Here is a 24,921-nt window from a genome sequence, read left to right on the forward strand (position 1 = left end):
CAGGTCGATACTCTTACTGTAGCCGTGTAATAACTCCCGGATCAGATTTTGCTTACAGGGAGTCTCCCAAAACTGAGTAGGGTTGACGGCAATGAAAACACGAAAAATTGGACTCGCAAATTATCTTGCTTACGGGTCAGGCGATTTCCTCGGGGCGGGAACCACCGCCCTGACGGCGGCCTGGCTGTTGTATTTTTATACAACGTTCTGTGGACTCTCCCCGATTGAAGCAACCTTCATCTTTGCCGCCGCAAGGGTACTGGATGCCGTCGTCAGCCCTTTGATGGGCTTTTTGACCGATAACTTTGGCACGACCTGGCTCGGCAAGCGCTTCGGTCGGCGTAAGTTCTTTATTCTGCTGGGGATCCCGTGCGTGTTCAGCTACTCCCTGATGTGGGTGGGGGAGATGAGTTTCTGGTATTACCTGCTGACCTATCTGGTGTTCGATATCGTCTACACCATGATTCTGGTGCCGTACGAAACGCTGGTGCCGGAAATGACCGACGACTTCAAACAGAAAACCCGCTTCTCAGGTGCCCGTATCTCGATGGCGCAAATGTCTGCCATCCTGGCTTCATTCCTGCCGGGGATCCTGCTCACGCATTTCGGCAAAGACAACGCGGTCTCCTTTTTCTATGCAAGCCTGGTCTTCTCCGTGCTGTGCGCGCTGATGCTGATGCTCGTCTGGTTCTTCACCTGGGAGCGACCGCGGGAAGAGTGGAGCGAAGCCGCCCTGCGTGCCGAAGAAGAGAAGAAAAAACTGTCGCTCGGGCAGAGCCTCAACCGCCTGTTTGTGGAGTTGAGCTCAACGCTGCGCGTGAGAATTTTCCGTCAGCATCTGGGGATGTACCTTGGCGGGTATATCGCCCAGGACGTCTTTAATGCCGTGTTTACCTACTACGTAGTTTTCGTGCTGATGCAGGAAGCATCCATGGCCTCCAGCCTGCTGGGCACGATGGCCATCTTCCAGTTTATTGCGGTTATCGCCATGATCCCGCTGTGCATTCGCTTCGGACCCGCGCCGTCCTATCGGATGGTCGTGGTGCTGTTTGGCCTGGCATCGCTTTCCTACGCCGTGCTGTATTACGCGGGCCTGAGTGATATCTACTCTCTGCTATTGCTGGTCTCTGCAGTTGCCGGTCTGGGACGCGGTGGGATCAACTATGTACCGTGGAATACCTACACCTACATTGCTGATGTCGATGAAGTGATCACCGGCCAGCGCCGCGAAGGGATTTTCGCCGGCATCATGACGCTGACCCGTAAAGCCTCGCAGGCGGGGGCGGTAATGCTGGTGGGCATTGTGATGCAGATGTCCGGCTTTGTCAGCGGACAAAAGACCCAGCCCGCGGAAGTGAGCCACACCATTCTGCTGATCCTGAGCGTGGGAACGCTTCTGGTTCTGTTCTGCGGCTTCCTGGTCTCGCTGCGTTTCAAACTCAATTTGCACACCCACACCACGTTGCGTGAAGAGACCGCCAAAATGCGCGCGTCTGGTCGCGCCATTCCTGAGAGTGCGACACCAGAAGCCCGCGCCACCGTAGAGATGCTGGCCGGTATGCCTTATGCGTCGCTGTGGGGCAATAACAACATTGGTTATCTGAATCGTAATAAGCCTGCGGCACCTTCGCTGAAGGGGCGCGCGGTACTGAATTCGACATACAACAGAGGTTAAGATAATGAAAGTTTGGCCGGTCAAACACAGTCCACTCCTGCGTCAGCCTGCGCATTTCATCGCCCGGGACGAGCTGAAATCGCTGATTGAAAAGGTGACGCATAACCTCGTTAATATCCACGACACAACAGGTGAGTTTTTACTGCGCCTGGACGACGGGCGGGTCATTGACACCAAAGGATGGGCTGGCTGGGAGTGGACCCACGGCGTGGGGTTATACGGTATCTGGCAGTATTACTGCCAGACGGGCGACGAAGCGATGCGTGACATCATTGACCACTGGTTTGCCGATCGTTTCAGGGAAGGAGCGACCACCAAAAACGTGAATACCATGTCACCGTTCCTGACGCTGGCATATCGTTACGAAGAGACCAGAAACCCGGTCTGGCTGCCGTGGCTGGAAAGCTGGGCGGAGTGGGCCATGAATGAAATGCCGCGCACCGACCATGGCGGCATGCAGCACATCACCCTGGCGGAAGAGAATTCTCAGCAGATGTGGGATGACACGCTGATGATGACGGTTCTGCCGCTGGCGAAAATCGGCAAGCTCCTTAATAAACCGGAGTACGTTGAAGAGGCGGTGTATCAGTTTCTGCTGCACGTGCAAAACCTGATGGATCGCGAAACCGGCCTGTGGTTCCACGGCTGGAATTACGAAGGCCACCATAACTTTGCGAAGGCACGCTGGGCACGAGGCAACAGCTGGCTGACCATCGTGATCCCGGATTTCCTTGAGCTGGTGGATTTGCCTGAATATAACGCCGTTCGTCGCTACCTTGTGCAGGTGCTGAACGCGCAGATTGCGGCCCTCGCCAAATGTCAGGACGATAGCGGCCTGTGGCATACGCTGCTCGACGATCCGCACGCCTACCTTGAGGCGTCAGCCACGGCAGGCTTTGCCTACGGTATTCTGAAAGCGGTGCGTAAACGTTATGTCGGCGCGGAATATACTGCGGTGGCGGAGAAAGCGATTCGCGGCATTGTGGAAAATATCTCGCCGGAAGGGGAGTTACTGCAGACGTCGTTCGGTACGGGGATGGGCAGCGATCTGGCGTTCTATCGCCAGATCCCACTCACGTCGATGCCCTATGGACAGGCCATGGCAATCCTGTGTTTAACGGAATACCTGCGCAAATATTTTTGAACATAAAAAACCCGGCGATGGCCGGGTTTGTTTATTACATGCGCTCTACGGTTTCGATACCCAGGGTATCCAGTCCCAGCTTCAGGGTCTTCGCCGTCAGCTGAGCCAGCTTCAGGCGGCTGTTGCGGACCGCTTCGCTTTCCGCAGACAGGATAGGGCAGTGTTCGTAGAAACCGGAGAACAGACCCGCCAGATCGTACAGGTAAGAGCACATCACGTGCGGGGTACCGTCACGTGCGACAACGGCCAGCGTCTCTTCAAACTGCAGCAGACGTGCCGCCAGCTGGGCTTCGCGATCTTCGGAAATGATCACCTCAGCATTGGCCAGCGCGCTTTCATCGATACTGGCTTTACGGAACACGGAGAGCACGCGGGTGTAGGCATACTGCATATACGGCGCAGTATTACCTTCAAAGGCCAGCATGTTATCCCAGTCGAAGATATAGTCGGTGGTACGGTTCTTGGAGAGATCCGCGTACTTCACTGCACCGATACCCACGGCGTTGGCGAGTTTTTCCAGCTCATCGGCAGGCATATCCGGATTCTTCTCGGCCACCAGACGGCGGGCGCGTTCCAGCGCTTCGTCCAGCAGGTCGGACAGCTTCACGGTACCGCCCGCACGGGTTTTGAACGGCTTACCGTCTTTACCCAGCATCATGCCGAACATATGGTGTTCAAGCGGCACGGAATCCGGCACGTAGCCTGCTTTGCGCACGATAGTCCACGCCTGCATCAGGTGCTGGTGCTGACGGGAGTCAATGTAGTACAGCACGCGGTCCGCATGCAGCGTTTCGTAACGGTATTTCGCACAGGCGATATCGGTGGTGGTGTAGAGATAGCCGCCATCCTTTTTCTGGATGATCACGCCCATCGGTTCACCTTCCTTGTTTTTATACTCATCAAGGAACACGACCGTCGCGCCTTCGCTCTCAACCGCCAGGTTTTTGGCCTTCAGGTCAGCCACAATGCCAGGCAGCATCGGGTTATAGAGGCTTTCACCCATCACATCGTCACGGGTCAGGGTGACGTTCAGACGGTTATAGGTGAGCTGGTTCTGGGACATGGTGATGTCAACCAGTTTGCGCCACATCTCGAGGAAGTACGGGTCGCCGCCCTGCAGTTTTACCACGTAACTGCGCGCGCGCTCGGCAAAAGCGTCGTCTTCATCGTAATGTTTTTTAGCTTTGCGGTAGAACCCTTCCAGGTCTGCCAGGGCCATCTCACCCGCGTTTTCCTGCTGCTGTTTTTCCAGGTAAGCAATCAGCATCCCGAACTGGGTACCCCAGTCGCCCACGTGGTTCGCGCGGATCACTTTGTGACCGAGGAATTCCAGGGTACGCACGGCCGCGTCACCGATAATGGTGGAACGCAGGTGCCCGACGTGCATCTCTTTCGCCACGTTTGGCGCTGAGTAGTCAATCACCACGGTCTGCGCTTCTGGCTGGGAGACACCCAGACGGTCAGATTTCAGCGCCGCGTCAACGTGGCGTGCCAGGAAAGCAGGCTCAAGGAAGATGTTGATAAATCCAGGGCCGGCGATTTCAGTTTTGCTGGCAATACCGGTGAGATCCAGATGAGTCAGCACCTGCTCGGCGAGTTGTCGCGGCGGCATACCCAGTTTTTTAGCCACTGCCATCACGCCATTAGCCTGATAGTCGCCAAACTGTACTTTTGCTGACTGACGAACCTGCGGTTCGCAATCCGCAGGCGCACCTGCGGCAATCAGTGCCTGACTGACTTTTTCGGAGAGAAGAGCCTGAATATTCACCTGGATACCTTACATTTTTGATGCGGGCAAATAACCGCCCGCGCCAGTTAAAGAATTTAGGGCGGGAGTATACTGCAAATGCCTTCTGGCGTCAGCATTGCGGGGGCCGAAGATTGCTCAGAATCCAGGCTAAGAAAGCATGCATAAACATGCAGTCGTAAAAACCGCTATTCAGAGGTTGGTCGAAAGAGGGCAACAGAGTAAATTAGCGGCTTTGCGACACGATAAGAGGCTGACGTATGGCGAACTGGCACTCCATTGACGAACTGCATGATATTTCCGCAGATTTACCGCGCTTCACCCAGGCGTTCACAGAACTTGCCACCCGCCTTGGTCTGGATATTGCGCCGCTTGAGGCCGATCACATCTCCTTGCGCTGTCATCAGAACGCAACCGCCGAGCGCTGGCGTCGCGGGTTTGAACAGTGTGGCGAGTTACTCTCAGAGAACATCATCAACGGTCGACCCATCTGCCTGTTCAAACTGCAAGAACCGGTTTGCGTGGCTCACTGGCAGTTCAGTGTGGTCGAATTGCCCTGGCCGGGCGAGAAACGCTATCCGCATGAAGGCTGGGAGCATATCGAAATTGTCCTGCCCGGTGAACCCGAAACGCTGAATGCCCGTGCACTGGCGCTGTTGTCTGATGAGGGTCTGAGCAAGCCTGGCATTTTTGTGAAAACAAGTTCCCCGAAAGGCGAACGTGAGCGTCTGCCTAATCCTACTCTGGCCGTCACTGACGGACAGGTTACCGTGAAGTTCCATCCCTGGACGATTGAACAGATTGTTGCCAGCGAAGCATAAGATGTGACCGTACGCTGAGACCGGGCGTAGCCTGCGTGTCATGATGGTGCGTTAAGTGGATATTAAGGAGGATGTAATGGCGCTGCTGGAGATTTGTTGTTACAGCGTGGAGTGTGCCGTCACCGCGCAACAGCACGGGGCTGACCGCATTGAACTGTGTGCCGCACCCAAAGAGGGTGGGTTAACGCCTTCATACGGGATGCTGAAGTCTGCCCGTCAGGCTGTCACCCTTCCGGTACACCCGATTATTCGTCCTCGCGGCGGTGATTTCTGTTACACGCCGGGCGAATTCAGTGCCATGCTTGAAGATATCACTCTCGTTGGCGATCTGGGATTCCCCGGCCTGGTTATTGGGTTGCTTGATGAAGACGGCAATGTCGATCTGCCGCGCATGCGTCAGGTCATGAACGCGGCAAAAGGGATGGCGGTCACTTTTCATCGCGCGTTTGATATGTGTAAAGATCCCCTGCAATCCTTTGATATTCTTGCTGAACTTGGCGTGGCGCGGGTCCTGACATCGGGTCAGCAGTCCTCTGCTGAAAAAGGACTGCAATTAATTACGGAACTAAAAGCACATTCCGGTGTTCCAATAATAATGGCGGGTGCGGGAGTGCGTGCCAGCAATATGGAACTGTTTTTAAACGCCGGGGTAGAGGAGCTTCACAGCTCTGCGGGCAAATGGATGCCATCGCCCATGCGTTATCGCAACACAGGGTTGTCAATGTCGACGGATGCTGAAGCGGATGAGTACTCACGCTACGGTGTAGAGGGAGAGTCGGTTGCGGTAATGAAATCGATGATTGAACGTCATCACGTGTAGCAACGTACCGATTTTTACCGCGCATCATGTCGCCCAATATGATGCTTGCTTGTACCAGGCCCCTGCAATTTCAACAGGGGCCTTTTTTTATGCCCCTCACCCTAACCCTCTCCCCAAAGAGGAGAGGGAACTGTACGGTGCGGTCTTTTCTCCCTCGCCCTTTGGGAAGAGGGCCGGGGTGAGGGGTGAAAATCTACGGCTTCGTCGCGATCAACACCGCGCGCATTGGCGCAGGATACCCTTCGACAGTCTTGCTGTGGTCTGCCGGGTCGAGGAATTCCGCCAGTGATTCCGTGATCATCCAGTCGGTGCGACGCTGTTCTTCAGTTGACGTTACGCAAACATCGGCAATTCGGACATCCACAAAACCGCACTTCTCCAGCCAGTTTTTCAGCGCCGGCGCGGAAGGAATAAAGTAAACGTTCCGCATCTGCGCATAGCGATCGCCCGGCACCAGAACGGTATTTTCATCACCCTCTACCACCAGCGTTTCCAGCACCAGTTCGCCGCCGCTGACCAGCTGATCTTTCAACTGCCACAGATGTTCGAGTGGGGAGCGGCGGTGGTACAGGACCCCCATCGAAAACACGGTGTCAAACGCCTTCAGGGCAGGGAGCTGCTCAATACCCAACGGCAGCAGGTGCGCGCGCTGGTCGTTACCCAGCAATTTACGCACCGCTTCAAACTGGCACAGGAACAGCTGCATAGGGTCAATCCCCACCGCCAGATGTGCCCCTGCGCCAATCATGCGCCACATGTGGTAACCGCTACCGCAGCCAACATCCAGAATGGTTCGCCCGGTCAGGTCGGAAAGGTGAGGCAGCACGCGATCCCATTTCCAGTCAGAACGCCATTCAGTATTAATGTTAACGCCGTAGAGTGAGAACGGACCTTTACGCCACGGCATCAGGTTACGCATCAGCGTTTCAATGCGGTTTATCTGCCCGGGGGGAAGCGGCGTTTCGCTTTGTGCGGTAACGCTGTGGAGCAGATCCAGACGGTGCGGGGTCAGTTCCGGCAGAAACTCCACCGCGTTAGACCACTGCTTTAACAGACCATGCTGCTGATCCCGCTGCCAGGCAGCAATTTGTGCAGGCAGCGTCTCCAGCCAGTGGGAGAGGTGGTTTTTGGCAATCAGCTGATAGAAATTACTGAACTCGATCATGCGATGTCCCCACCTTTCAGCGCCACCAGCGAGCCGAAGTTGAAGCACTGGAACCACAGTTCGCTGTGCTCGAAGCCTGCCTGACGCAGGCGTGCTTTATGGGTTTCCACGGAGTCCGTCAGCATCACGTTTTCGAGCATGCTACGTTTCTGGCTAATTTCCAGTTCGCTATAGCCGTTGGCCCGTTTGAAGTCGTGGTGCATATTGAACAGCAGCTCACCCACTTCGGCATCTTCAAAGCTGAATTTCTCGGACAGCACCAGCGCGCCACCGGGCTTCAGGCCTTTATAGATTTTGTCCAGCAACAGCTGACGGTCTTCAGGCACCAGGAACTGCAGAGTAAAATTCAGAACCACCAGAGACGCGTTATTGATGTCGATATCACGGATATCACCTTCCACAACCTCGACTGGCGTCGGGGCTTTATACGCGTCGATGTGGCGACGGCAGCGTTCCACCATGGCCGGGGAGTTATCGACGGCAATGATTTTGCAGCCTTCATGGTGAACGTTACGACGAACAGACAGCGTTGCCGCGCCGAGCGAGCAGCCCAGATCATACACCTGCGTGCCGGGTTGAACGAAACGCTCAGCCAGCATGCCGATCATAGAGATGATATTGGAATAACCGGGAACAGAGCGCTGGATCATATCCGGGAAGACTTCGGCTACCCGTTCATCAAAGGTCCAGTCGCCCAGGCTGGCGATAGGCGCGGAAAAAAGCGTGTCGCGATCTGACATAACGTAAAAATCCGGGAAAAATAAAGTGGCGTATTGTGCGCTAATGGAAGGAGAAAACCAACTCCCACGGCATATACCAAAGGTTAGCCAGCACCATCAGCAAAAGCGAACACCAGGTCGCGCTCATGCCGGAACGACGCCAGCGGAACAAGCGGTGGTGAAAGCCGTAATAATGCATTAACCGGCCGGCAATCAGAAGCAGGCCGCAGACGTGCACCATCCAGGTTTCCGCGCCGTTCATTTCCATAAACAGCAGCAAAATTAACGCAACGGGGATGTACTCAACCGCGTTACCGTGAATGCGGATAGCGCTCTGTAACTCCGAAAAACCGCCGTCACCGTAAGAAACACGGTACTGCATTCGCAGGCGCACAACATCAAATGAAAACTTAATCAGCAGTAATGCACCTAACACCGCATACAGCGCGCTGACCATACTAACTCCCTGTTTTTGGCAGATGGCACCTTCCTATGATAGGGGCTGATATCAGAAAAGAGAAGATTGTTGTGGGATAGAAGGGGCGCTGCCAACGGACGGAACCGCAGCCTGCAAGGCCTGCCAGAGAACATCGACCAGTTCGGGGGCATGAGCGATATCCGGCGTATGGAGAAAGAGATACGGCGTGGTGGTTTGCTCCCATTTCGCTAATTTTTGCAGCCAGACGGCGAACATCTCCTGGTTTTGCTGCATGTTATCGCTGCCGATAAACCTGACCATCGGGTTTTGCGCGGTGACCACGGCGTGAACAGGCACTCTGGGCTTTTTACGCTGGGCATCAATGATGGCCTCGTTATGCGGGATGGCGCTGTGCACGGGACGGCTGTCGAGAATCACCCGGTTCACCCCGCGCGCATGTAAGCCACGGTTAAGGGCCGTTTCAGCCTCTCCCTTGGCAAAAAACGCCGCATGTCTCACCTCAACGCCATAGGTAAAGTCCTTGGGCAGGGTATCAAGAAACTGCCATAGCGCAGGCAGGTCGCGTGGGCTAAAGGTGGCCGGAAGCTGCAACCAGTACTGACCGATGCGGTTCGCCAGCGGCGACATCCGGCCAAAGAACTCGTCGGTCAAATCACCGCAGTTTCGCAGCGCAGCGGTGTGGGAGATCGTCGCCGGAAACTTGAAGCAGAAGCGGAAATCATCGGTCGTCTGGTCGCGCCAGCGCTCAACAATCTCTGCTCTGGGTAACGCGTAGAGAGTGGTATTGCCCTCGACGCAGTTGAAATGACGGGCATACTCTTCAAGGCTGGTAATACCCAGGCGCACCCATTTCGGGTGCGACCACTGGGGCAGGCCAAGGTAGATCATAGGGCGCTTATAATGTCGTCCGTGCTACGCACGCGGCCAATGCGCGGGAAGATGTGGGTCATACTGCCCTGGTGCTGCTCCGCAGACGCTGCGCTGCATGCATCTTCAGCAATCACCAGGTTAAAGCCCAGTTCCCAGGCGTTTCGGGCGGTGGATTCCACGCCAATGTTGGTGGAGATCCCACAGAGAATCAGGGTGTCGATACCGCGCCGACGCAGCTGCAGCTCAAGATCGGTGCCGTAGAATGCGCCCCACTGGCGTTTGGTCACTTCGATATCGCTGTCCCGTTTGCCGAGCGAAACCGGATAGGTCCACCAGTTTTCAGGTAGTGAATGTGCTGCAACCTGAGCATCGACAGGCTGTTTCAAGGCCTCAGCGAAATCCGCTGACCAGCCAACGCGCACCATAATCACAGGGGCACCGCTGGCACGGCATTTTTCTGCCAGACGCGCGGCGCGGCTGACAACATCTTCGGCGCTGTGCGGGCCTCCGGCAAACGGCAGGATCCCTTCCTGTAAATCAATCACCACAAGCGCGGTTTTGCGGGCATTAAGTGTTAACATGGTAACTCCAGTGAAATGAGTCGCTTCCGCTACACCTTACGACGTAATGACCTGTTATCGGTCGGATAATTTTGTTAATTTTTGTGAGAATACACAATAAGCGCGCAGCAAACGACCGTCTGGCCGTGGTTCGCTCTTATCGTCTGGCGGAATTTCCAGTATAATAGCCGCCTTTTTTCATCCAGTTGTGACATACAGAAAGCTGCGACATAGTAGCCTGCATTCCAGGCGACATTTAGCCTGCGGCTAATTAAGGGATATCTCATGCGTACAGAATATTGCGGGCAGCTGCGTCAGTCCCACGTTGGACAGCAGGTAACCCTGTGTGGTTGGGTCAATCGTCGTCGTGATCTTGGGAGCCTTATCTTCATCGATATGCGCGACCGCGAAGGTATCGTTCAGGTGTTCTTCGACCCAGATCGCGCAGATGCGTTGAAGCTGGCTTCTGAGCTGCGTAATGAGTTCTGCATTCAGGTCACTGGCACCGTACGTGCGCGTGACGAGAAAAACGTTAACGCAGACATGGCGACCGGCGCAATTGAAGTGCTGGCGTCGGATCTGGTTATCATCAACCGTGCTGAAGCGCTGCCGCTGGACTCCAACCACGTCAACACTGAAGAAGCGCGTCTGAAATACCGCTATCTGGACCTGCGTCGTCCGGAAATGGCTCAGCGCCTGAAAACCCGTGCGAAAATCACCAGCCTGGTGCGTCGCTTTATGGATGACCACGGTTTCCTCGACATCGAAACCCCGATGCTGACCAAAGCCACGCCGGAAGGCGCGCGCGACTACCTGGTTCCTTCCCGTGTACACAAAGGCAAATTCTACGCGCTGCCACAGTCTCCTCAGCTGTTCAAACAGCTGCTGATGATGTCCGGCTTCGATCGCTACTATCAGATTGTAAAATGCTTCCGCGACGAAGACCTGCGTGCTGATCGTCAGCCAGAATTTACCCAGATCGATGTGGAAACCTCCTTCATGACGGCCGAGCAGGTGCGTGAAGTGATGGAAGCCCTGGTGCGCAGTCTGTGGAATGACGTGAAAGGCGTGGAACTGGGTGATTTCCCCATCATGACCTTCGCTGAAGCTGAACGTCGCTACGGTTCTGACAAACCAGACCTGCGTAACCCGATGGAGCTGGTGGACGTTGCAGACCTGGTGAAATCCGTTGAGTTCGCGGTATTTGCCGGCCCGGCTAACGATCCAAAAGGTCGCGTGGCTGCCCTGCGTGTACCGGGCGGTGCGGCGCTGAGCCGTAAGCAGATTGACGATTACGGCAACTTCATCAAGATCTACGGCGCGAAAGGTCTGGCCTATATTAAAGTGACCGAACGTGCGAAAGGTCTGGAAGGCATTACCAGCCCGGTGGCGAAATTCCTGAACGCGGAAATCGTGGAAGCGATCCTCGAGCGCACCGGCGCACAGGATGGCGACATGATCTTCTTTGGCGCAGACAACAAGAAAATCGTTGCTGACGCGATGGGCGCGCTGCGTCTGAAGCTGGGTAAAGACCTGAGCCTGACGGACGAGAGCAAATGGGCTCCGCTGTGGGTAATCGACTTCCCAATGTTCGAAGACGACGGTGAAGGCGGCCTGACCGCAATGCACCACCCGTTCACCTCGCCAAAAGACATGACGGCGGCAGAGCTGAAAGCGGCACCGGAAGATGCGGTAGCAAACGCGTATGACATGGTTATCAACGGCTACGAAGTGGGTGGCGGTTCCGTGCGTATTCACAGCGGCGAAATGCAGCAAACCGTGTTTGGTATTCTGGGAATCAACGAGCACGAACAGCGCGAGAAATTCGGCTTCCTGCTGGACGCCCTGAAATACGGTACGCCGCCACACGCGGGTCTGGCATTCGGTCTTGACCGTTTGACCATGCTGCTGACCGGCACCGACAACATTCGTGATGTTATCGCCTTCCCGAAAACCACGGCTGCGGCCTGTCTGATGACGGAAGCCCCAAGCTTTGCCAACCCGGCCGCGCTGGCTGAGCTGGGCATTCAGGTGCTTCCGAAAGCTTCAAAAGAGATTTCGGAGAACGAATAATATGCAGTATAAGCGTCCCGTTTCGGTTCTGGTTGTCATTTATGCAGAAGATACGAAACGGGTGCTGATGTTGCAGCGGCGCGATGACCCTGATTTCTGGCAGTCGGTTACCGGCAGCCTGGAAGAGGGGGAGACCGCGTCGCAGGCCGCCGCGCGCGAAGTAAAGGAAGAGGTCACCATTGACGTTGCTTGCGAGCAACTGACCCTGAAGGACTGTCAGCGCACGGTGGAGTTTGAAATTTTTAGCCATTTACGTCATCGCTATGCGCCGGGTATTGAGCGCAATACGGAATCGTGGTTCTGTCTCGCGCTCCCCCATGAACGGGAGATCGTGTTTACCGAACACCTGACCTACCGCTGGGTGGATGCGGCGGATGCCGCTGCACTGACCAAATCGTGGAGCAACCGGCAGGCGATTGAAGAATTTGTAATTAACGTAGCCTGAAAAGGCGCGCTCTTTGAGGAAATTTTTATGGCAGGTCATAGTAAGTGGGCCAACACCAAACACCGCAAAGCGGCACAGGATGCCAAGCGCGGTAAGATCTTCACCAAAATTATTCGTGAGCTGGTTACAGCGGCACGTCTGGGCGGCGGCGATGCGGCGTCTAACCCGCGTCTGCGCGCGGCAGTAGATAAAGCCCTGTCCAACAACATGACGCGTGACACCCTGAACCGTGCTATCGCACGTGGCGTAGGCGGTGATGAAGACGCGAACATGGAAACCATCATTTATGAAGGTTACGGTCCTGGCGGTACGGCGGTGATGGTTGAATGTCTGTCCGACAACCGTAACCGTACCGTAGCGGAAGTGCGTCATGCCTTCAGCAAATGCGGTGGTAACCTGGGCACTGACGGCTCCGTGGCCTATCTGTTCAGCAAAAAAGGCGTCATCTCCTTCGAGAAAGGCGACGAAGACGTAATCATGGAAGCGGCGCTGGAAGCCGGTGCAGAAGACGTTGTGACCTATGATGATGGCGCAATCGACGTCTACACCGCGTGGGAAGAAATGGGCGCAGTACGTGACGCGCTGGAAGCGGCAGGTCTGAAAGCAGACAATGCTGAAGTCTCCATGATCCCGTCAACCAAAGCGGACATGGATGCAGAAACGGCACCTAAACTGCTGCGTCTGATCGACATGCTCGAAGACTGCGACGACGTGCAGGAAGTGTATCATAACGGTGAAATCTCTGATGAGGTTGCAGCGACTCTCTGATGAGAGCGTATAAACCGTTTACGGGAGACGCGTGATGTCGATTATCCTCGGGATTGACCCCGGCTCGCGCGTCACCGGTTATGGCGTCATCCGGCAGGTAGGGCGCCAGTTAACCTACCTTGGCAGCGGCTGTATTCGGACCAAAGTGGACGATCTGCCGTCGCGCCTGAAGCTAATCTATGCTGGCGTGTCGGAGATCATCACCCAGTTTCAGCCCGACTTTTTTGCCATCGAGCAGGTCTTTATGGCGAAAAACGCCGATTCAGCGTTAAAACTGGGTCAGGCACGGGGCGTCGCCATTGTTGCGGCGGTGAATCAGGATCTTCCGGTGTTCGAATACGCAGCAAGACAGGTCAAACAGACCGTCGTGGGGATTGGTAGCGCGGAGAAAAGTCAGGTGCAGCATATGGTGCGCACGCTCCTGAAGCTTCCCGCGAACCCGCAGGCAGACGCCGCCGATGCGCTGGCGATAGCCATTACCCACTGTCATATAAGCCAGAACGCGGTTCAGATGAGCGAATCGCGGCTTAATCTGGCGCGAGGCAGGTTACGATAATGACAAATCAGGCTGGATGTTTATCCAGCCTTTTTTTATTATGTCGGCAGTTAATTTCTTCCAGAACGCAGGAGCGTCACGTGATAGGCAGACTCAGAGGCATCATCATTGAAAAACAACCCCCGTTAGTGCTGCTGGAAGTCGGTGGCGTGGGCTATGAAGTCCATATGCCGATGACCTGCTTCTATGAGTTGCCGGACGCGGGCAAAGAGGCAATTGTCTTTACCCAGTTTGTGGTGCGTGAAGATGCCCAGTTGCTGTATGGCTTCAACAACAAACAGGAACGGATGCTGTTTCGCGAGCTGATCAAAACCAACGGCGTCGGGCCGAAGCTGGCGCTGGCTATTTTGTCCGGCATGTCCGCTCCACAGTTCGTCAATGCCGTTGAACGCGAAGATCCTGCTGCGCTGATTAAACTCCCGGGTATCGGTAAGAAAACCGCTGAGCGTCTGATTGTTGAGATGAAAGACCGCTTTAAAGGTCTGCATGGCGATCTGTTTACGCCTGCCGCTGATCTGGTGCTTACCTCGCCGGGGGCGCAAGCCTCTGACGATGCTGAACAGGAAGCGGTTGCTGCGCTGGTGGCGCTGGGATATAAACCTCAGGAGGCCAGCCGGATGGTGAGCAAAATTGCCAAACCGGATGCCAGCAGTGAAACCCTGATTCGTGAAGCGCTACGCGCGGCATTGTGAGGTAAAGGATGATTGAAGCAGATCGCCTGGTATCGGCAGGCACCCTTCAGGCAGAAGACGTGGTGGATCGCGCCATCCGCCCGAAACTGCTTGATGAGTATATTGGCCAGCCGCAGGTTCGTTCTCAGATGGAGATCTTCATCCAGGCGGCAAAACTGCGCGGCGATGCACTCGATCACCTGCTGATTTTTGGCCCTCCCGGTCTGGGGAAAACCACGCTGGCGAACATTGTCGCCAATGAAATGGGCGTTAACCTGCGCACAACTTCTGGCCCGGTGCTGGAAAAAGCGGGCGATCTGGCGGCAATGTTGACCAACCTTGAACCGCATGACGTGCTGTTTATCGATGAGATCCACCGCTTGTCGCCGGTCGTGGAAGAGGTGCTCTATCCGGCGATGGAAGATTACCAGCTGGACATCATGATCGGTGAAGGTCCGGCAGCACGTTCCATCAAGATCGATCTGCCTCCGTTTACCCTGATTGGCGCGACGACGCGCGCCGGGTCATTGACCTCTCCGCTTCGCGATCGTTTTGGTATCGTTCAGCGTCTGGAGTTCTATCAGGTTGCGGATCTTCAGCATATCGTTGGCCGCAGTGCCCGCTATATGGGGCTGGAGATGAGCGAGGAAGGGGCGTTTGAGGTAGCGAAGCGCTCACGGGGGACGCCGCGTATTGCGAACCGCCTGTTGCGTCGCGTACGTGACTTTTCCGAAGTAAAACACGATGGCACGATCTCGGCTGAGATTGCAGCGCAGGCGCTGGATATGCTGAATGTGGATGCCGAAGGCTTTGACTACATGGACCGTAAGCTGTTGCTGGCGGTACTGGATAAGTTCTTTGGCGGTCCGGTCGGACTGGATAACCTGGCGGCAGCGATTGGTGAAGAGCGCGAGACAATTGAAGATGTGCTTGAGCCGTATCTGATCCAGCAGGGTTTCTTGCAACGTACCCCGCGCGGTCGTATGGCAACGGTGCGGGCGTGGAACCATTTTGGTATTACCCCGCCAGCGATGCCGTAGCAGAGGTCCCCTCTCCCGGGTGGGAGAGGGGAGAGGCGATCAGCTTGCAGGCTTCTTCATCATACTGAAGATAAACAGCAGCGCCGCACACAGCACCACAGACGGGCCGGCAGGGGTATCGTAGAACGCCGAGAAGGTTAACCCTCCCGTTACCGCAATCATCCCGATGATAACCGCGACACCGGCCATTTGCTCCGGCGTACGGGCAAAACGACGCGCAGTGGCCGCGGGGATAATCAGCAGGGAAGTGATGATCAGCGCGCCGACGAATTTCATCGCCACACCAATCGTTAACGCCGTCACCAGCATCAGCAACAGCTTCACGCGCTGCAGCTTCACGCCGTCGACAAACGCCAGATCCGGGCTGACGGTCATTGCCAGCAAATTACGCCACTGCCAGAGCAGAATACCCAGCACGACCACCACACCACCGGCGATGGAGATCAGATCTTCAGGCGTCACGGCCAGCAGGTCACCGAACAGGTAGGCCATCAGATCAACACGAATGTTCGACATCAGGCTCACGACCACCAGACCCAGCGACAGGGCGCTGTGGGCCATAATACCAAGCAGCGTATCGATGGCGAGGTGAGGGCGCTTTTCCAGCCATACCAGCCCTGCGGCCAGCAGCAGCGTGACCACAATCACCGCGTAGAAGGGATTCACGTCCAGTAACAGGCCAAAGGCAACGCCCAGCAGAGACGCGTGTGCCAGCGTATCGCCAAAATAGGACATTCTGCGCCACACCACAAACGAGCCCAGCGGGCCCGCGGCGCAGGCAAGCATAATCCCGGCCAGCCAGCCGGGCAGTAACAGTTCAATCATGAGTGTCCATTTCCCCGGCGCAGGACAATTCGTCCCTGTAAATCATGGCGGTGATTGTGATGATGGCGATAAATTCCCAGCTGCTCAGCGCCGCGAGGGCCGAACATGGAGATGAATTCAGGGTGCATTGACACCACTTCCGGCGTGCCGGAACAGCAGATGTGATGGTTAAGGCACAGCACTTCGTCGGTCTTGGCCATCACCAGATGGAGATCGTGGGAAACCATCAGCACCGCACAGTTGAGTTCGCGGCGTAGTTGGTCGATTAAATCGTAAAGTGCGACCTGACCATTGACGTCCACACCCTGCGTCGGCTCATCCAGCACCAGAAGCTGTGGGCTGCTCAACAGGGCGCGGGCAAGCAATACGCGCTGGGTTTCACCGCCGGACAGTTTCTGCAGCGGGGCATCAATCAGATGGCCTGCCTGCACGCGTTTCAGCGCCGGAAGAATATCGGCTTTATGTGTCCCGGGGCGCAGACGCAGGAAGCGGCTAACCGTCAGCGGCAGTGTGGCGTCGAGGTGGAGTTTTTGCGGCACATAGCCGATGCGTAATTTTTCCTCACGGCGGATAACCCCTTCGTCAGGTGTTACCAGACCCAGCACCACGCGCACCAGGGTGGATTTCCCTGCGCCATTGGGGCCGAGCAGCGTCAGAATTTTGCCGGGTTTCAGATCCAGCGACACGTCAGAGAGGACGCGGCGTTGGCCAAATGAGACCGAAATATTGTCGAGAGAAACCAAAGTCGTCATGTCAATTTAAGCTTGCAGAAGTCAACGAATGTTATAATATCACATCCCACGCATTCATTACGATGATTAGTCGCATTATGTTACATAAAAATACGCTTCTTTTCGCAGCATTATCCGCTGCCCTTTGGGGTTCAACAGCACAAGATGTTAACGCTGCTGTTGTCGCTTCGCTTAAACCGCTCGGTTTCATTGCTTCCGCGATTGCAGATGGGGTCACTGACACCCAGGTTCTGCTCCCTGATGGGGCTTCCGAGCATGATTATTCCCTGCGTCCATCTGATGTAAAACGCTTACAAAACGCGGACTTAGTTGTCTGGATTGGTCCAGAGATGGAAGCGTTTATGCAGAAGTCGGCAAAACAGGTGCCGGGCGAAAAACAGGTCGCCATTGCCGAACTCCCGGGCGTGAAACCGTTGCTCATGAAAGGGGCTGACGACGACGGTGATGAACATGATGCCGGACACGCCGACGGCGAAAAAGGTGATGGGGATCACCATCACGGCGAGTACAACATGCACCTTTGGCTATCCCCAGAGATAGCGCGGCTTTCGGCGGTTGCAATCCATGACAAATTAGTGGAACTTATGCCGCAAAGTCGAGCCAAACTAGACGCCAACCTGAAGGATTTTGAGGCACAATTAGCCGCAACCGATAAGCAGGTGGGTAATGAGCTCGCACCGTTGAAAGGAAAAGGGTATTTCGTTTTTCATGACGCCTATGGCTATTACGAGAAACACTACGGCCTGACCCCGCTGGGGCACTTTACCGTCAACCCTGAAATTCAACCTGGTGCGCAGCGTTTACATGAAATCAGAACACAGTTGGTTGAGCAGAAAGCGACATGCGTTTTTGCTGAGCCACAGTTCAGGCCAGCGGTCGTAGAAGCCGTGGCCAGGGGAACATCCGTGCGCATGGGAACCCTTGACCCGCTAGGAACGAATATCCAGTTGAGCAAAGCGAGCTATTCGCAGTTTCTCAGCCAACTGGCGAACCAGTATGCGAGCTGCCTGAAAGGAGATTAACGAGGAAGTGAATACGTGCAACAGATAGCCCGCTCTGTCGCCCTGGCATTTAACAATCTGCCTCGACCCCATCGCGTTATGCTGGGGTCTCTTACAGTTCTCACGTTAGCGGTCGCCGTCTGGCGGCCCTATGTTTACCATCCGAGTTCTGCCCCAATCATCAAAACCATCGAGCTTGAGAAGAGCGAGATCCGCTCTCTCCTCCCTGAGGCCAGTGAACCTATCGACCAGGCGGCTCAGGAAGATGAAGCCATCCCGCAGGATGAGCTGGACGATAAAACCGAGAATGAAGCGGGGATCCACGAATATGTCGTTTCGACGGGTGATACGTTAAGCAGCGTTCTGAACCAGTACGGTATCGACATGGGAAACATCAGCCAGCTGGCGGCGGCGGATAAAGATCTTCGTAATCTGAAAATTGGTCAACAGCTCTCCTGGACGTTAACCGCTGATGGCGATCTGCAACGCCTGACCTGGGAAATGTCCCGTCGCGAAACCCGCACCTACGATCGCACTGCAAACGGTTTCAAAATGACCAGTGAAATGCAGAAAGGCGACTGGGTGAACAGCGTGATGAAAGGGACCGTAGGCGCAAGCTTTGTCTCCAGCGCGCGCGATGCGGGGCTGACCAGCGCCGAGATCAGCTCGGTAATCAAAGCCATGCAGTGGCAAATGGACTTCCGCAAACTGAAGAAAGGCGATGAATTCTCCGTTCTCATGTCCCGTGAAATGCTTGACGGCAAGCGTGAGCAGAGCCAGCTGGTGGGTGTGCGTCTGCGCTCTGATGGCAAAGATTACTACGCCATTCGTGCCGAAGACGGTAAGTTCTACGACCGCAGCGGTACCGGGCTTGCGAAGGGCTTCCTGCGCTTCCCGACGGCTAAACAATTCCGTGTCTCATCCAACTTTAACCCGCGCCGTTTGAACCCGGTAACCGGGCGTGTTGCGCCGCACCGTGGCGTTGACTTTGCCATGCCGCAGGGGACACCTGTGCTGGCTGTGGGTGATGGCGAAGTGGTGATTGCGAAACGCAGCGGTGCAGCCGGGTATTATGTCGCAGTGCGTCATGGTCGTACCTACACCACCCGCTATATGCACCTGCGTAAGCTGCTGGTTAAGCCGGGCCAGAAAGTGAAACGTGGCGACCGTATCGCGCTCTCCGGGAATACCGGGCGCTCTACCGGGCCGCATTTGCACTATGAGGTGTGGATTAACCAACAGGCAGTGAACCCGCTTACGGCGAAACTGCCGCGTACCGAAGGCCTGACAGGTAAAGATCGTTCCGATTACCTGGCGCAGGTGAAAGAGGTGATTCCGCAGCTGCGCTTTGATTAAGCCCTCTGTTTTGTGAAAAAGCCGGCCTCAGTATGTGCCGGCTTTTTGTTTTGTGCGCGAGCGGCTGCCTCGCTACACTATCTGAATGAAATTTTGCGTCACCAGACCCTGGAACCAGCATGGAAACCCAAAAAAACAATATTGAGTACATTCCTGAGTTTGAAAAATCTTTTCGCCACCCGCGCAACTGGAGTGCCTGGCTTGGCGTTTACGCATTTGCGGGGGTTGCGATGTTACCTGCCTCGGTTCGCGATCCGGTACTGGGAAAAATAGGCCGCCTGGCGGGCCGGTTTGGTAAAAGTGCCCGTCGCCGTGCGCAGATTAACCTCCTGTACTGTTTCCCGGAGAAGAGTGACGCCGAGCGCGAAGCGCTGATTGACGACATGTATACGACCGCGCCTCAGGCCATGGCAATGATGGCCGAACTGGCGCTCAAAGGGCCGGAGAAAGTTCAGACGCGTGTTGACTGGAAAGGGCTGGAAATTATCGAAGAGATGCGCCGCAACAACGAGAAGGTGATCTTCCTCGTTCCTCACGGCTGGGGCGTGGATATTCCTGCGATGCTGATGGCGTCACAGGGGCAGAAAATGGCGGCAATGTTCCATAACCAGGGCAATAAGATCTTTGATTACGTCTGGAACACCGTGCGTCGCCGTTTTGGTGGCCGTCTGCATGCGCGTAATGATGGCATCAAACCGTTTATACAGTCCGTGCGTCAGGGCTACTGGGGTTACTATCTGCCGGATCAGGACCACGGCCCCGAGCACAGTGAGTTTGTGGATTTCTTCGCGACGTATAAAGCCACGTTGCCGGCGATTGGCCGCCTGATGAAAGTCTGCCGTGCGCGCGTCATTCCGCTGTTTCCGGTATACGACGGGAAAACTCATCGCCTGAGCATTGAAGTGCGTCCACCGATGGATGATTTACTGACGGCGGACGATCACACCATTGCGCGTCGAATGAACGAAGAGGTCGAGATTCTGGTGGGACCGCATGCTGAGCAATACACGTGGATACTGAAGTTGCTCAAAACGCGTAAGCCCGGTGAAACAGAGCCATACAAACGCAAAGAGCTTTTCCCGAAGAAATAAGCAGAAATAAAAAAAGCCCGCTCCGAAAAGAGCGGGCTTTTTAACAGGGGTGTGCTTACTCGACGGTCAATACGCGAGTGGTATTGGTCGAGCCGATGGTGCTCATCACGTCACCCTGAGTCACAATCACGATATCACCGGAGACCAGATAGCCTTTGTCACGCAGCAGGTTCACGGCGTCGTGGGCAGCCGCGACACCGTCGTTGGTGCTGTCGAAGTGAACCGGCGTGACACCGCGATACAGCGCCGTCAGGTTCAGCGTACGCTCGTGGCGAGACATGGCGAAGATGGGCAGACCGGAGCTGATACGGGAGGTCATCAACGCGGTACGGCCAGATTCGGTCATGGTGATAATCGCCGTTACGCCTTTCAGGTGGTTAGCGGCGTACATGGCAGACATCGCAATCGCTTCTTCCACGTTGTCGAACTGCACGTCAAGACGGTGTTTAGAGACGTTGATGCTTGGGATCTTTTCAGCACCCAGGCAAACGCGTGCCATCGCGGCTACGGTTTCAGCAGGATACTGGCCGGCTGCGGTTTCTGCAGAAAGCATTACGGCATCGGTACCGTCCAGCACGGCGTTAGCCACGTCCATCACCTCTGCACGGGTCGGCATTGGGTTGGTGATCATGGATTCCATCATCTGGGTTGCGGTGATCACGGCACGGTTAAGCTGACGTGCACGGCGGATCAGTGCTTTCTGGATCCCCACCAGCTCAGGGTCGCCAATTTCCACGCCCAGATCGCCACGGGCAACCATCACCACGTCAGAGGCCAGAATCACGTCATCCATCGCGTCCTGATCGCAAACGGCTTCCGCACGTTCCACTTTAGCAACGATTTTGGCATCACAGCCCGCATCACGTGCCAGACGGCGCGCGTAGTTCAGGTCTTCGCCACAGCGCGGGAAGGAGACGGCCAGGTAGTCAACGCCAATCAGCGCAGCGGTCACGATATCCGCTTTGTCTTTATCGGTCAGCGCTTCGGCTGAGAGGCCACCGCCGAGTTTGTTAATGCCTTTGTTGTTTGAGAGCGGGCCCCCGACGGTGACTTCGGTGAATACCTTCATCCCCTGAACTTCCAGCACTTTCAGCTGAACGCGACCGTCGTCGAGCAGCAGGATATCGCCAGGCACAACATCAGCCGGCAGACCTTTATAGTCGATCCCAACTTTTTCTTTATCGCCTTCGCCTTTACCCAGGTTGGCATCAAGCAGGAATTTGTCGCCGATATTGAGGAAGACTTTACCTTCTTTGAAGGTTGAAACACGAATTTTTGGACCCTGCAGGTCCCCGAGGATAGCAACATGACGGCCAAGTTTGGCCGCAATTTCACGCACTTTGTCGGCACGTAATTTATGGTCTTCTGGCGTACCGTGAGAGAAGTTCATACGCACCACGTTGGCACCCGCGGCGATAATTTTCTCGAGATTGTTATCGCGGTCAGTGGCCGGGCCTAAGGTGGTTACGATCTTGGTTCTGCGAAGCCTTCTGGACATGTAATACTCCGTTGACTGAAACAACTTTGGTGTTGCGTGAACATTAAATCGGCCTTCATCTGCTGCAAGGCAACAGAGAGAGGACCGAATGCCGTAAATCGTTACATCGTAGTTATTAAACTATTTAGGGAACATCGCTTTTCATAAGCAATTCTTTATCAAAACGCGATTCCTTAAGCGCTTCCTTGACACGCTTCAAGTTATCTCTGAATTTTGCGCCACGGCGCAGGGTGAAACCGGTTGCCAGCACGTCAATCACCGTGAGCTGCGCCAGACGGGAGACCATCGGCATATACATGTCGGTGTCTTCCGGGACATCAAGGGTGATGGCGAGCGTCGCTTCTCTTGCCAGCGGCGTGCCCGCCGTCGTGAGGGCAATAACCATGGCATCGTTTTCACGCGCCAGTTGCGCCAGCTCCACCTGGCTTTTGGTGCGCCCAGTGTGCGAAATGAGTACCACGACATCATCTTCACTGCAATTCATACAGCTCATGCGTTGCAGGACAATGTCATCGGAATAAATGACCGGGACGTTAAAGCGGAAGAATTTATTCATGGCGTCATGCGCCACGGCCGCCGACGAGCCGAGGCCAAAGAACGCAATGCGCTTGGCCTGGGTCAGTAAATCCACCGCGCGGTTCACGGAATTCATATCCAGGGACTGGCGAACGTGGTCCAGCGTAGCCATGGCCGACTCAAATATTTTTGCCGTATAGGCATCAACACTGTCGTCTTCATCCACATTGCGATTAACATAAGGCGTGCCGTTTGCCAGACTTTGTGCAAGATGCAGTTTAAAATCAGGAAAGCCGCGCGTTTCAAGGCTACGGCAGAAGCGGTTAACCGTCGGTTCGCTGACGCCTGCCTCCTGCGCCAGAGCGGCGATGCTTGAATGAATCGCCTGAGCAGGAGCAGCAAGAATGACTTCGGCCACTTTTCGCTCGGATTTGCTAAGGTGTTCCAGTTGGAACTGGATTTTTTCCAGCATGTTCATTGTTAACAGGGCGCTCATGGGTGGAAACGATTTCATTAATACATGAAATCATGATTCGATTTAGCCGATATTACCCCTGTGGCTTCCATAAAGGGTAACAGTCGACAAGATAATGTTGTTGTTTTTTTTCATTACTTGATCGGTGTCGGGTTTTGTTATGACCCTGTAGTTCAAAGAATCAACGCTTTTTGCGTGATTCCGCCACCACACGCGTCTGACGGCGAAAAAATCGCGGTATCGCACGCGAGGTTAAGCGCTAATGGTTTCGGGAATGACGTAAAAGCAGTACAGTGCAACGTAATAAAATTACAACGATACCTGGCAGAAGTACCAGGTGATCCAACTGAGGAGAATGACATGGCGGTAACGCAAACAGCCCAGGCATGTGACCTGGTCATTTTCGGCGCGAAAGGCGATCTTGCACGCCGGAAATTGCTGCCTTCCCTGTATCAACTGGAGAAAGCGGGCCAAATTCATCCGGATACGCGTATCCTGGGCGTTGGGCGCGCCGACTGGGACAAGGAAGCTTATACCAAGGTCGTACGCGAGGCGCTCGAAACTTTCATGAAGGAAAAGATTGATGAAAGTTTGTGGGATACCCTCAGCGGACGTCTTGATTTCTGTAACCTGGACGTGAACGACGTCAGCGCGTTTAACCGTTTAGGCGCGATGCTGGATCAGAAAAACCGTGTCACCATTAACTACTTCGCCATGCCGCCAAGCACTTTCGGTGCAATCTGCAAAGGCCTGGGCGAAGCGAAGCTGAACGCTAAACCGGCACGCGTGGTGATGGAGAAACCGCTGGGGACCTCTCTTTCAACCTCACGCGAAATTAACGACCAGGTCGGCGAGTACTTCGAAGAGTGCCAGGTCTACCGTATCGACCACTATCTCGGTAAAGAGACGGTACTGAACCTGCTGGCGCTGCGTTTTGCCAACTCCCTGTTTGTGAATAACTGGGACAACCGTACCATCGACCATGTGGAAATCACCGTGGCCGAAGAGGTGGGGATTGAAGGCCGCTGGGGTTACTTTGACCAGGCCGGTCAGATGCGCGACATGATCCAGAACCACCTGCTGCAAATCCTTTGCATGATTGCCATGTCTCCACCGTCTGACCTGACGGCGGACAGCATCCGTGATGCTAAAGTGAAAGTGCTGAAGTCGCTGCGTCGCATCGATCGCTCAAACGTGCGTGAGAAAACGGTACGCGGTCAGTACACCGCAGGGTTTGCTCAGGGTAAAAAAGTGCCGGGCTACCTGGAAGAAGAGGGTGCCAACAAGGCGAGTAATACCGAGACGTTTGTGGCGATCCGCGTGGATATCGATGACTGGCGCTGGGCGGGCGTTCCGTTCTACCTGCGTACCGGTAAACGTCTGCCGACCAAATGCTCTGAAGTTGTCGTTTACTTCAAAAACCCTGAACTCAACCTGTTCAAAGAGTCCTGGCAGGAGCTGCCGCAGAACAAACTGACCATTCGTCTGCAGCCAGACGAAGGGGTGGACATCCAGATCCTGAACAAAGTGCCGGGCCTGGATCATAAACATAACCTGCAGACCACTAAGCTGGACCTGAGCTACTCCGAAACGTTCAATCAGACGCACCTTGCCGATGCTTACGAGCGTCTGCTGCTGGAAACCATGCGCGGTATCCAGGCGCTGTTCGTGCGTCGTGATGAAGTGGAAGAGGCGTGGAAATGGGTCGACTCCATCACCGAAGCCTGGGCTGCGGATCAGGATGCGCCAAAACCGTATCAGGCGGGCACCTGGGGGCCTGTCGCGTCCGTCGCGATGATCACCCGTGATGGCCGCTCCTGGAATGAGTTTGAGTAAAATTATCAGCTGCCTCTTAGGTGTTATTTTACCGGTAACATGATCTAACACAGTTCGT

At 55.1% G+C, this 24,921-nt stretch carries 24 protein-coding genes; 14 read left to right on the forward strand and 10 right to left on the reverse strand.

Features of this window, described 5'->3' with window-relative positions; all coding sequences use genetic code 11:
* Positions 1-91: 91 nt before the first annotated feature.
* Together QLG09_RS09210 and QLG09_RS09215 are read left to right on the forward strand one after the other, a co-directional pair.
* The gene (locus tag QLG09_RS09210; RefSeq protein WP_025203842.1) at positions 92-1,675 is read left to right on the forward strand and encodes an MFS transporter; all 1,584 of its coding nucleotides are present in this window, start codon (positions 92-94) and stop codon (positions 1,673-1,675) included.
* Between the two features lie 4 nt (positions 1,676-1,679).
* A complete protein-coding gene (locus QLG09_RS09215) occupies positions 1,680-2,819 on the forward strand; it encodes a glycoside hydrolase family 88 protein (protein WP_049022568.1) in 1,140 nt (379 codons plus the stop codon).
* A gap of 34 nt (positions 2,820-2,853) precedes the next feature.
* Here the strand turns inward: QLG09_RS09215 and argS are convergent, their stop codons facing one another.
* On the reverse strand, positions 2,854-4,587 hold the full coding sequence (argS, locus tag QLG09_RS09220) for an arginine--tRNA ligase (protein WP_049022567.1): 1,734 nt from the start codon (positions 4,585-4,587) through the stop codon (positions 2,854-2,856).
* Positions 4,588-4,826: 239 nt separating this feature from the next.
* On the opposite strand from argS, the gene QLG09_RS09225 reads away from it, so the two are divergent.
* Both QLG09_RS09225 and cutC read left to right on the forward strand, forming a co-directional pair.
* Entirely contained in the window at positions 4,827-5,387 is a 561-nt protein-coding gene (locus QLG09_RS09225; RefSeq protein WP_044867377.1) for a VOC family protein, read from the forward strand.
* Positions 5,388-5,463: 76 nt separating this feature from the next.
* Positions 5,464-6,207, forward strand: a complete 744-nt coding sequence (gene cutC, locus QLG09_RS09230) for a copper homeostasis protein CutC (RefSeq protein WP_041162738.1) — start codon at positions 5,464-5,466, stop codon at positions 6,205-6,207.
* Positions 6,208-6,400: 193 nt separating this feature from the next.
* On the opposite strand, the gene cmoB is transcribed toward cutC, so the two are convergent.
* The 5 genes from cmoB to QLG09_RS09255 are packed head-to-tail and all read right to left on the reverse strand — an operon-like array spanning position 6,401 to position 9,981.
* The gene (cmoB, locus tag QLG09_RS09235) at positions 6,401-7,372 is read right to left on the reverse strand and encodes a tRNA 5-methoxyuridine(34)/uridine 5-oxyacetic acid(34) synthase CmoB (RefSeq protein ID WP_020883389.1); all 972 of its coding nucleotides are present in this window, start codon (positions 7,370-7,372) and stop codon (positions 6,401-6,403) included.
* Positions 7,369-8,112 carry a carboxy-S-adenosyl-L-methionine synthase CmoA gene (gene cmoA, locus QLG09_RS09240; protein ID WP_020883390.1) on the reverse strand — a complete coding sequence of 248 codons (744 nt, stop codon included), beginning with the start codon at positions 8,110-8,112 and terminating at the stop codon, positions 7,369-7,371. The genes cmoB and cmoA overlap by 4 nt, the downstream gene beginning before the upstream one ends.
* A 40-nt stretch (positions 8,113-8,152) precedes the next feature.
* Positions 8,153-8,548, reverse strand: a complete 396-nt coding sequence (locus QLG09_RS09245) for an MAPEG family protein (protein WP_020883391.1) — start codon at positions 8,546-8,548, stop codon at positions 8,153-8,155.
* 51 nt (positions 8,549-8,599) lie between these two features.
* Positions 8,600-9,418 (reverse strand): DUF72 domain-containing protein, encoded by an 819-nt coding sequence (locus QLG09_RS09250; protein ID WP_020883392.1) that lies wholly within the window; start codon positions 9,416-9,418, stop codon positions 8,600-8,602.
* Complete coding sequence (locus tag QLG09_RS09255; RefSeq protein WP_032678431.1) at positions 9,415-9,981, reverse strand: hydrolase; 567 nt, start codon at positions 9,979-9,981, stop codon at positions 9,415-9,417. Before QLG09_RS09255 ends, QLG09_RS09250 begins: the two co-directional genes overlap by 4 nt.
* Before the next feature lie 264 nt (positions 9,982-10,245).
* Between QLG09_RS09255 and aspS the strand changes: the two genes are divergently transcribed.
* The 6 genes from aspS (at position 10,246) to ruvB (ending at position 15,513) form a co-directional block, all read left to right on the forward strand.
* Complete coding sequence (aspS, locus tag QLG09_RS09260) at positions 10,246-12,033, forward strand: aspartate--tRNA ligase (RefSeq protein WP_032678430.1); 1,788 nt, start codon at positions 10,246-10,248, stop codon at positions 12,031-12,033.
* Position 12,034: 1 nt separating this feature from the next.
* Positions 12,035-12,478: a dihydroneopterin triphosphate diphosphatase gene (nudB, locus tag QLG09_RS09265; RefSeq protein WP_014170644.1), complete on the forward strand. Its 444-nt coding sequence runs from the start codon at positions 12,035-12,037 to the stop codon at positions 12,476-12,478.
* 27 nt (positions 12,479-12,505) lie between these two features.
* Positions 12,506-13,246 (forward strand): YebC/PmpR family DNA-binding transcriptional regulator, encoded by a 741-nt coding sequence (locus QLG09_RS09270; protein ID WP_014170643.1) that lies wholly within the window; start codon positions 12,506-12,508, stop codon positions 13,244-13,246.
* Between the two features lie 34 nt (positions 13,247-13,280).
* Positions 13,281-13,802, forward strand: coding sequence for a crossover junction endodeoxyribonuclease RuvC (ruvC, locus tag QLG09_RS09275; RefSeq protein WP_025203848.1), 522 nt, complete (start codon positions 13,281-13,283; stop codon positions 13,800-13,802).
* An 80-nt stretch (positions 13,803-13,882) separates the two neighbouring features.
* Positions 13,883-14,494 (forward strand): Holliday junction branch migration protein RuvA, encoded by a 612-nt coding sequence (gene ruvA / locus QLG09_RS09280; protein WP_020883395.1) that lies wholly within the window; start codon positions 13,883-13,885, stop codon positions 14,492-14,494.
* Positions 14,495-14,502: 8 nt separating this feature from the next.
* Positions 14,503-15,513: a Holliday junction branch migration DNA helicase RuvB gene (gene ruvB / locus QLG09_RS09285; RefSeq protein WP_014170640.1), complete on the forward strand. Its 1,011-nt coding sequence runs from the start codon at positions 14,503-14,505 to the stop codon at positions 15,511-15,513.
* A gap of 39 nt (positions 15,514-15,552) precedes the next feature.
* Here the strand turns inward: ruvB and znuB are convergent, their stop codons facing one another.
* Positions 15,553-16,338: a zinc ABC transporter permease subunit ZnuB gene (znuB, locus tag QLG09_RS09290; RefSeq protein WP_032680775.1), complete on the reverse strand. Its 786-nt coding sequence runs from the start codon at positions 16,336-16,338 to the stop codon at positions 15,553-15,555.
* Entirely contained in the window at positions 16,335-17,090 is a 756-nt protein-coding gene (znuC, locus tag QLG09_RS09295) for a zinc ABC transporter ATP-binding protein ZnuC (protein ID WP_014170638.1), read from the reverse strand. The genes znuB and znuC overlap by 4 nt, the downstream gene beginning before the upstream one ends.
* A 77-nt stretch (positions 17,091-17,167) precedes the next feature.
* Between znuC and znuA the strand changes: the two genes are divergently transcribed.
* From znuA to lpxM, 3 genes are all read left to right on the forward strand, one after another.
* Positions 17,168-18,112, forward strand: a complete 945-nt coding sequence (gene znuA, locus QLG09_RS09300) for a zinc ABC transporter substrate-binding protein ZnuA (RefSeq protein ID WP_025203849.1) — start codon at positions 17,168-17,170, stop codon at positions 18,110-18,112.
* A gap of 15 nt (positions 18,113-18,127) precedes the next feature.
* A complete protein-coding gene (gene mepM / locus QLG09_RS09305) occupies positions 18,128-19,447 on the forward strand; it encodes a murein DD-endopeptidase MepM (RefSeq protein ID WP_014170636.1) in 1,320 nt (439 codons plus the stop codon).
* Positions 19,448-19,566: 119 nt separating this feature from the next.
* Positions 19,567-20,538 carry a lauroyl-Kdo(2)-lipid IV(A) myristoyltransferase gene (gene lpxM, locus QLG09_RS09310; RefSeq protein WP_079230847.1) on the forward strand — a complete coding sequence of 324 codons (972 nt, stop codon included), beginning with the start codon at positions 19,567-19,569 and terminating at the stop codon, positions 20,536-20,538.
* Positions 20,539-20,593: 55 nt separating this feature from the next.
* Here lpxM and pyk read toward each other — a convergent pair whose 3' ends face one another.
* Complete coding sequence (gene pyk, locus QLG09_RS09315; protein WP_020883399.1) at positions 20,594-22,036, reverse strand: pyruvate kinase; 1,443 nt, start codon at positions 22,034-22,036, stop codon at positions 20,594-20,596.
* Positions 22,037-22,160: 124 nt separating this feature from the next.
* The gene (locus tag QLG09_RS09320; protein ID WP_025203851.1) at positions 22,161-23,030 is read right to left on the reverse strand and encodes a MurR/RpiR family transcriptional regulator; all 870 of its coding nucleotides are present in this window, start codon (positions 23,028-23,030) and stop codon (positions 22,161-22,163) included.
* Between the two features lie 357 nt (positions 23,031-23,387).
* Here QLG09_RS09320 and zwf point away from each other — a divergent pair, with 357 nt between their 5' ends.
* On the forward strand, positions 23,388-24,863 hold the full coding sequence (gene zwf / locus QLG09_RS09325) for a glucose-6-phosphate dehydrogenase (protein WP_020883401.1): 1,476 nt from the start codon (positions 23,388-23,390) through the stop codon (positions 24,861-24,863).
* Positions 24,864-24,921: the final 58 nt, after the last annotated feature.

The organism is Enterobacter sp. V89_11 (assembly GCF_029967775.1).
Classification (GTDB): Bacteria; Pseudomonadota; Gammaproteobacteria; order Enterobacterales; family Enterobacteriaceae; genus Enterobacter; species Enterobacter ludwigii.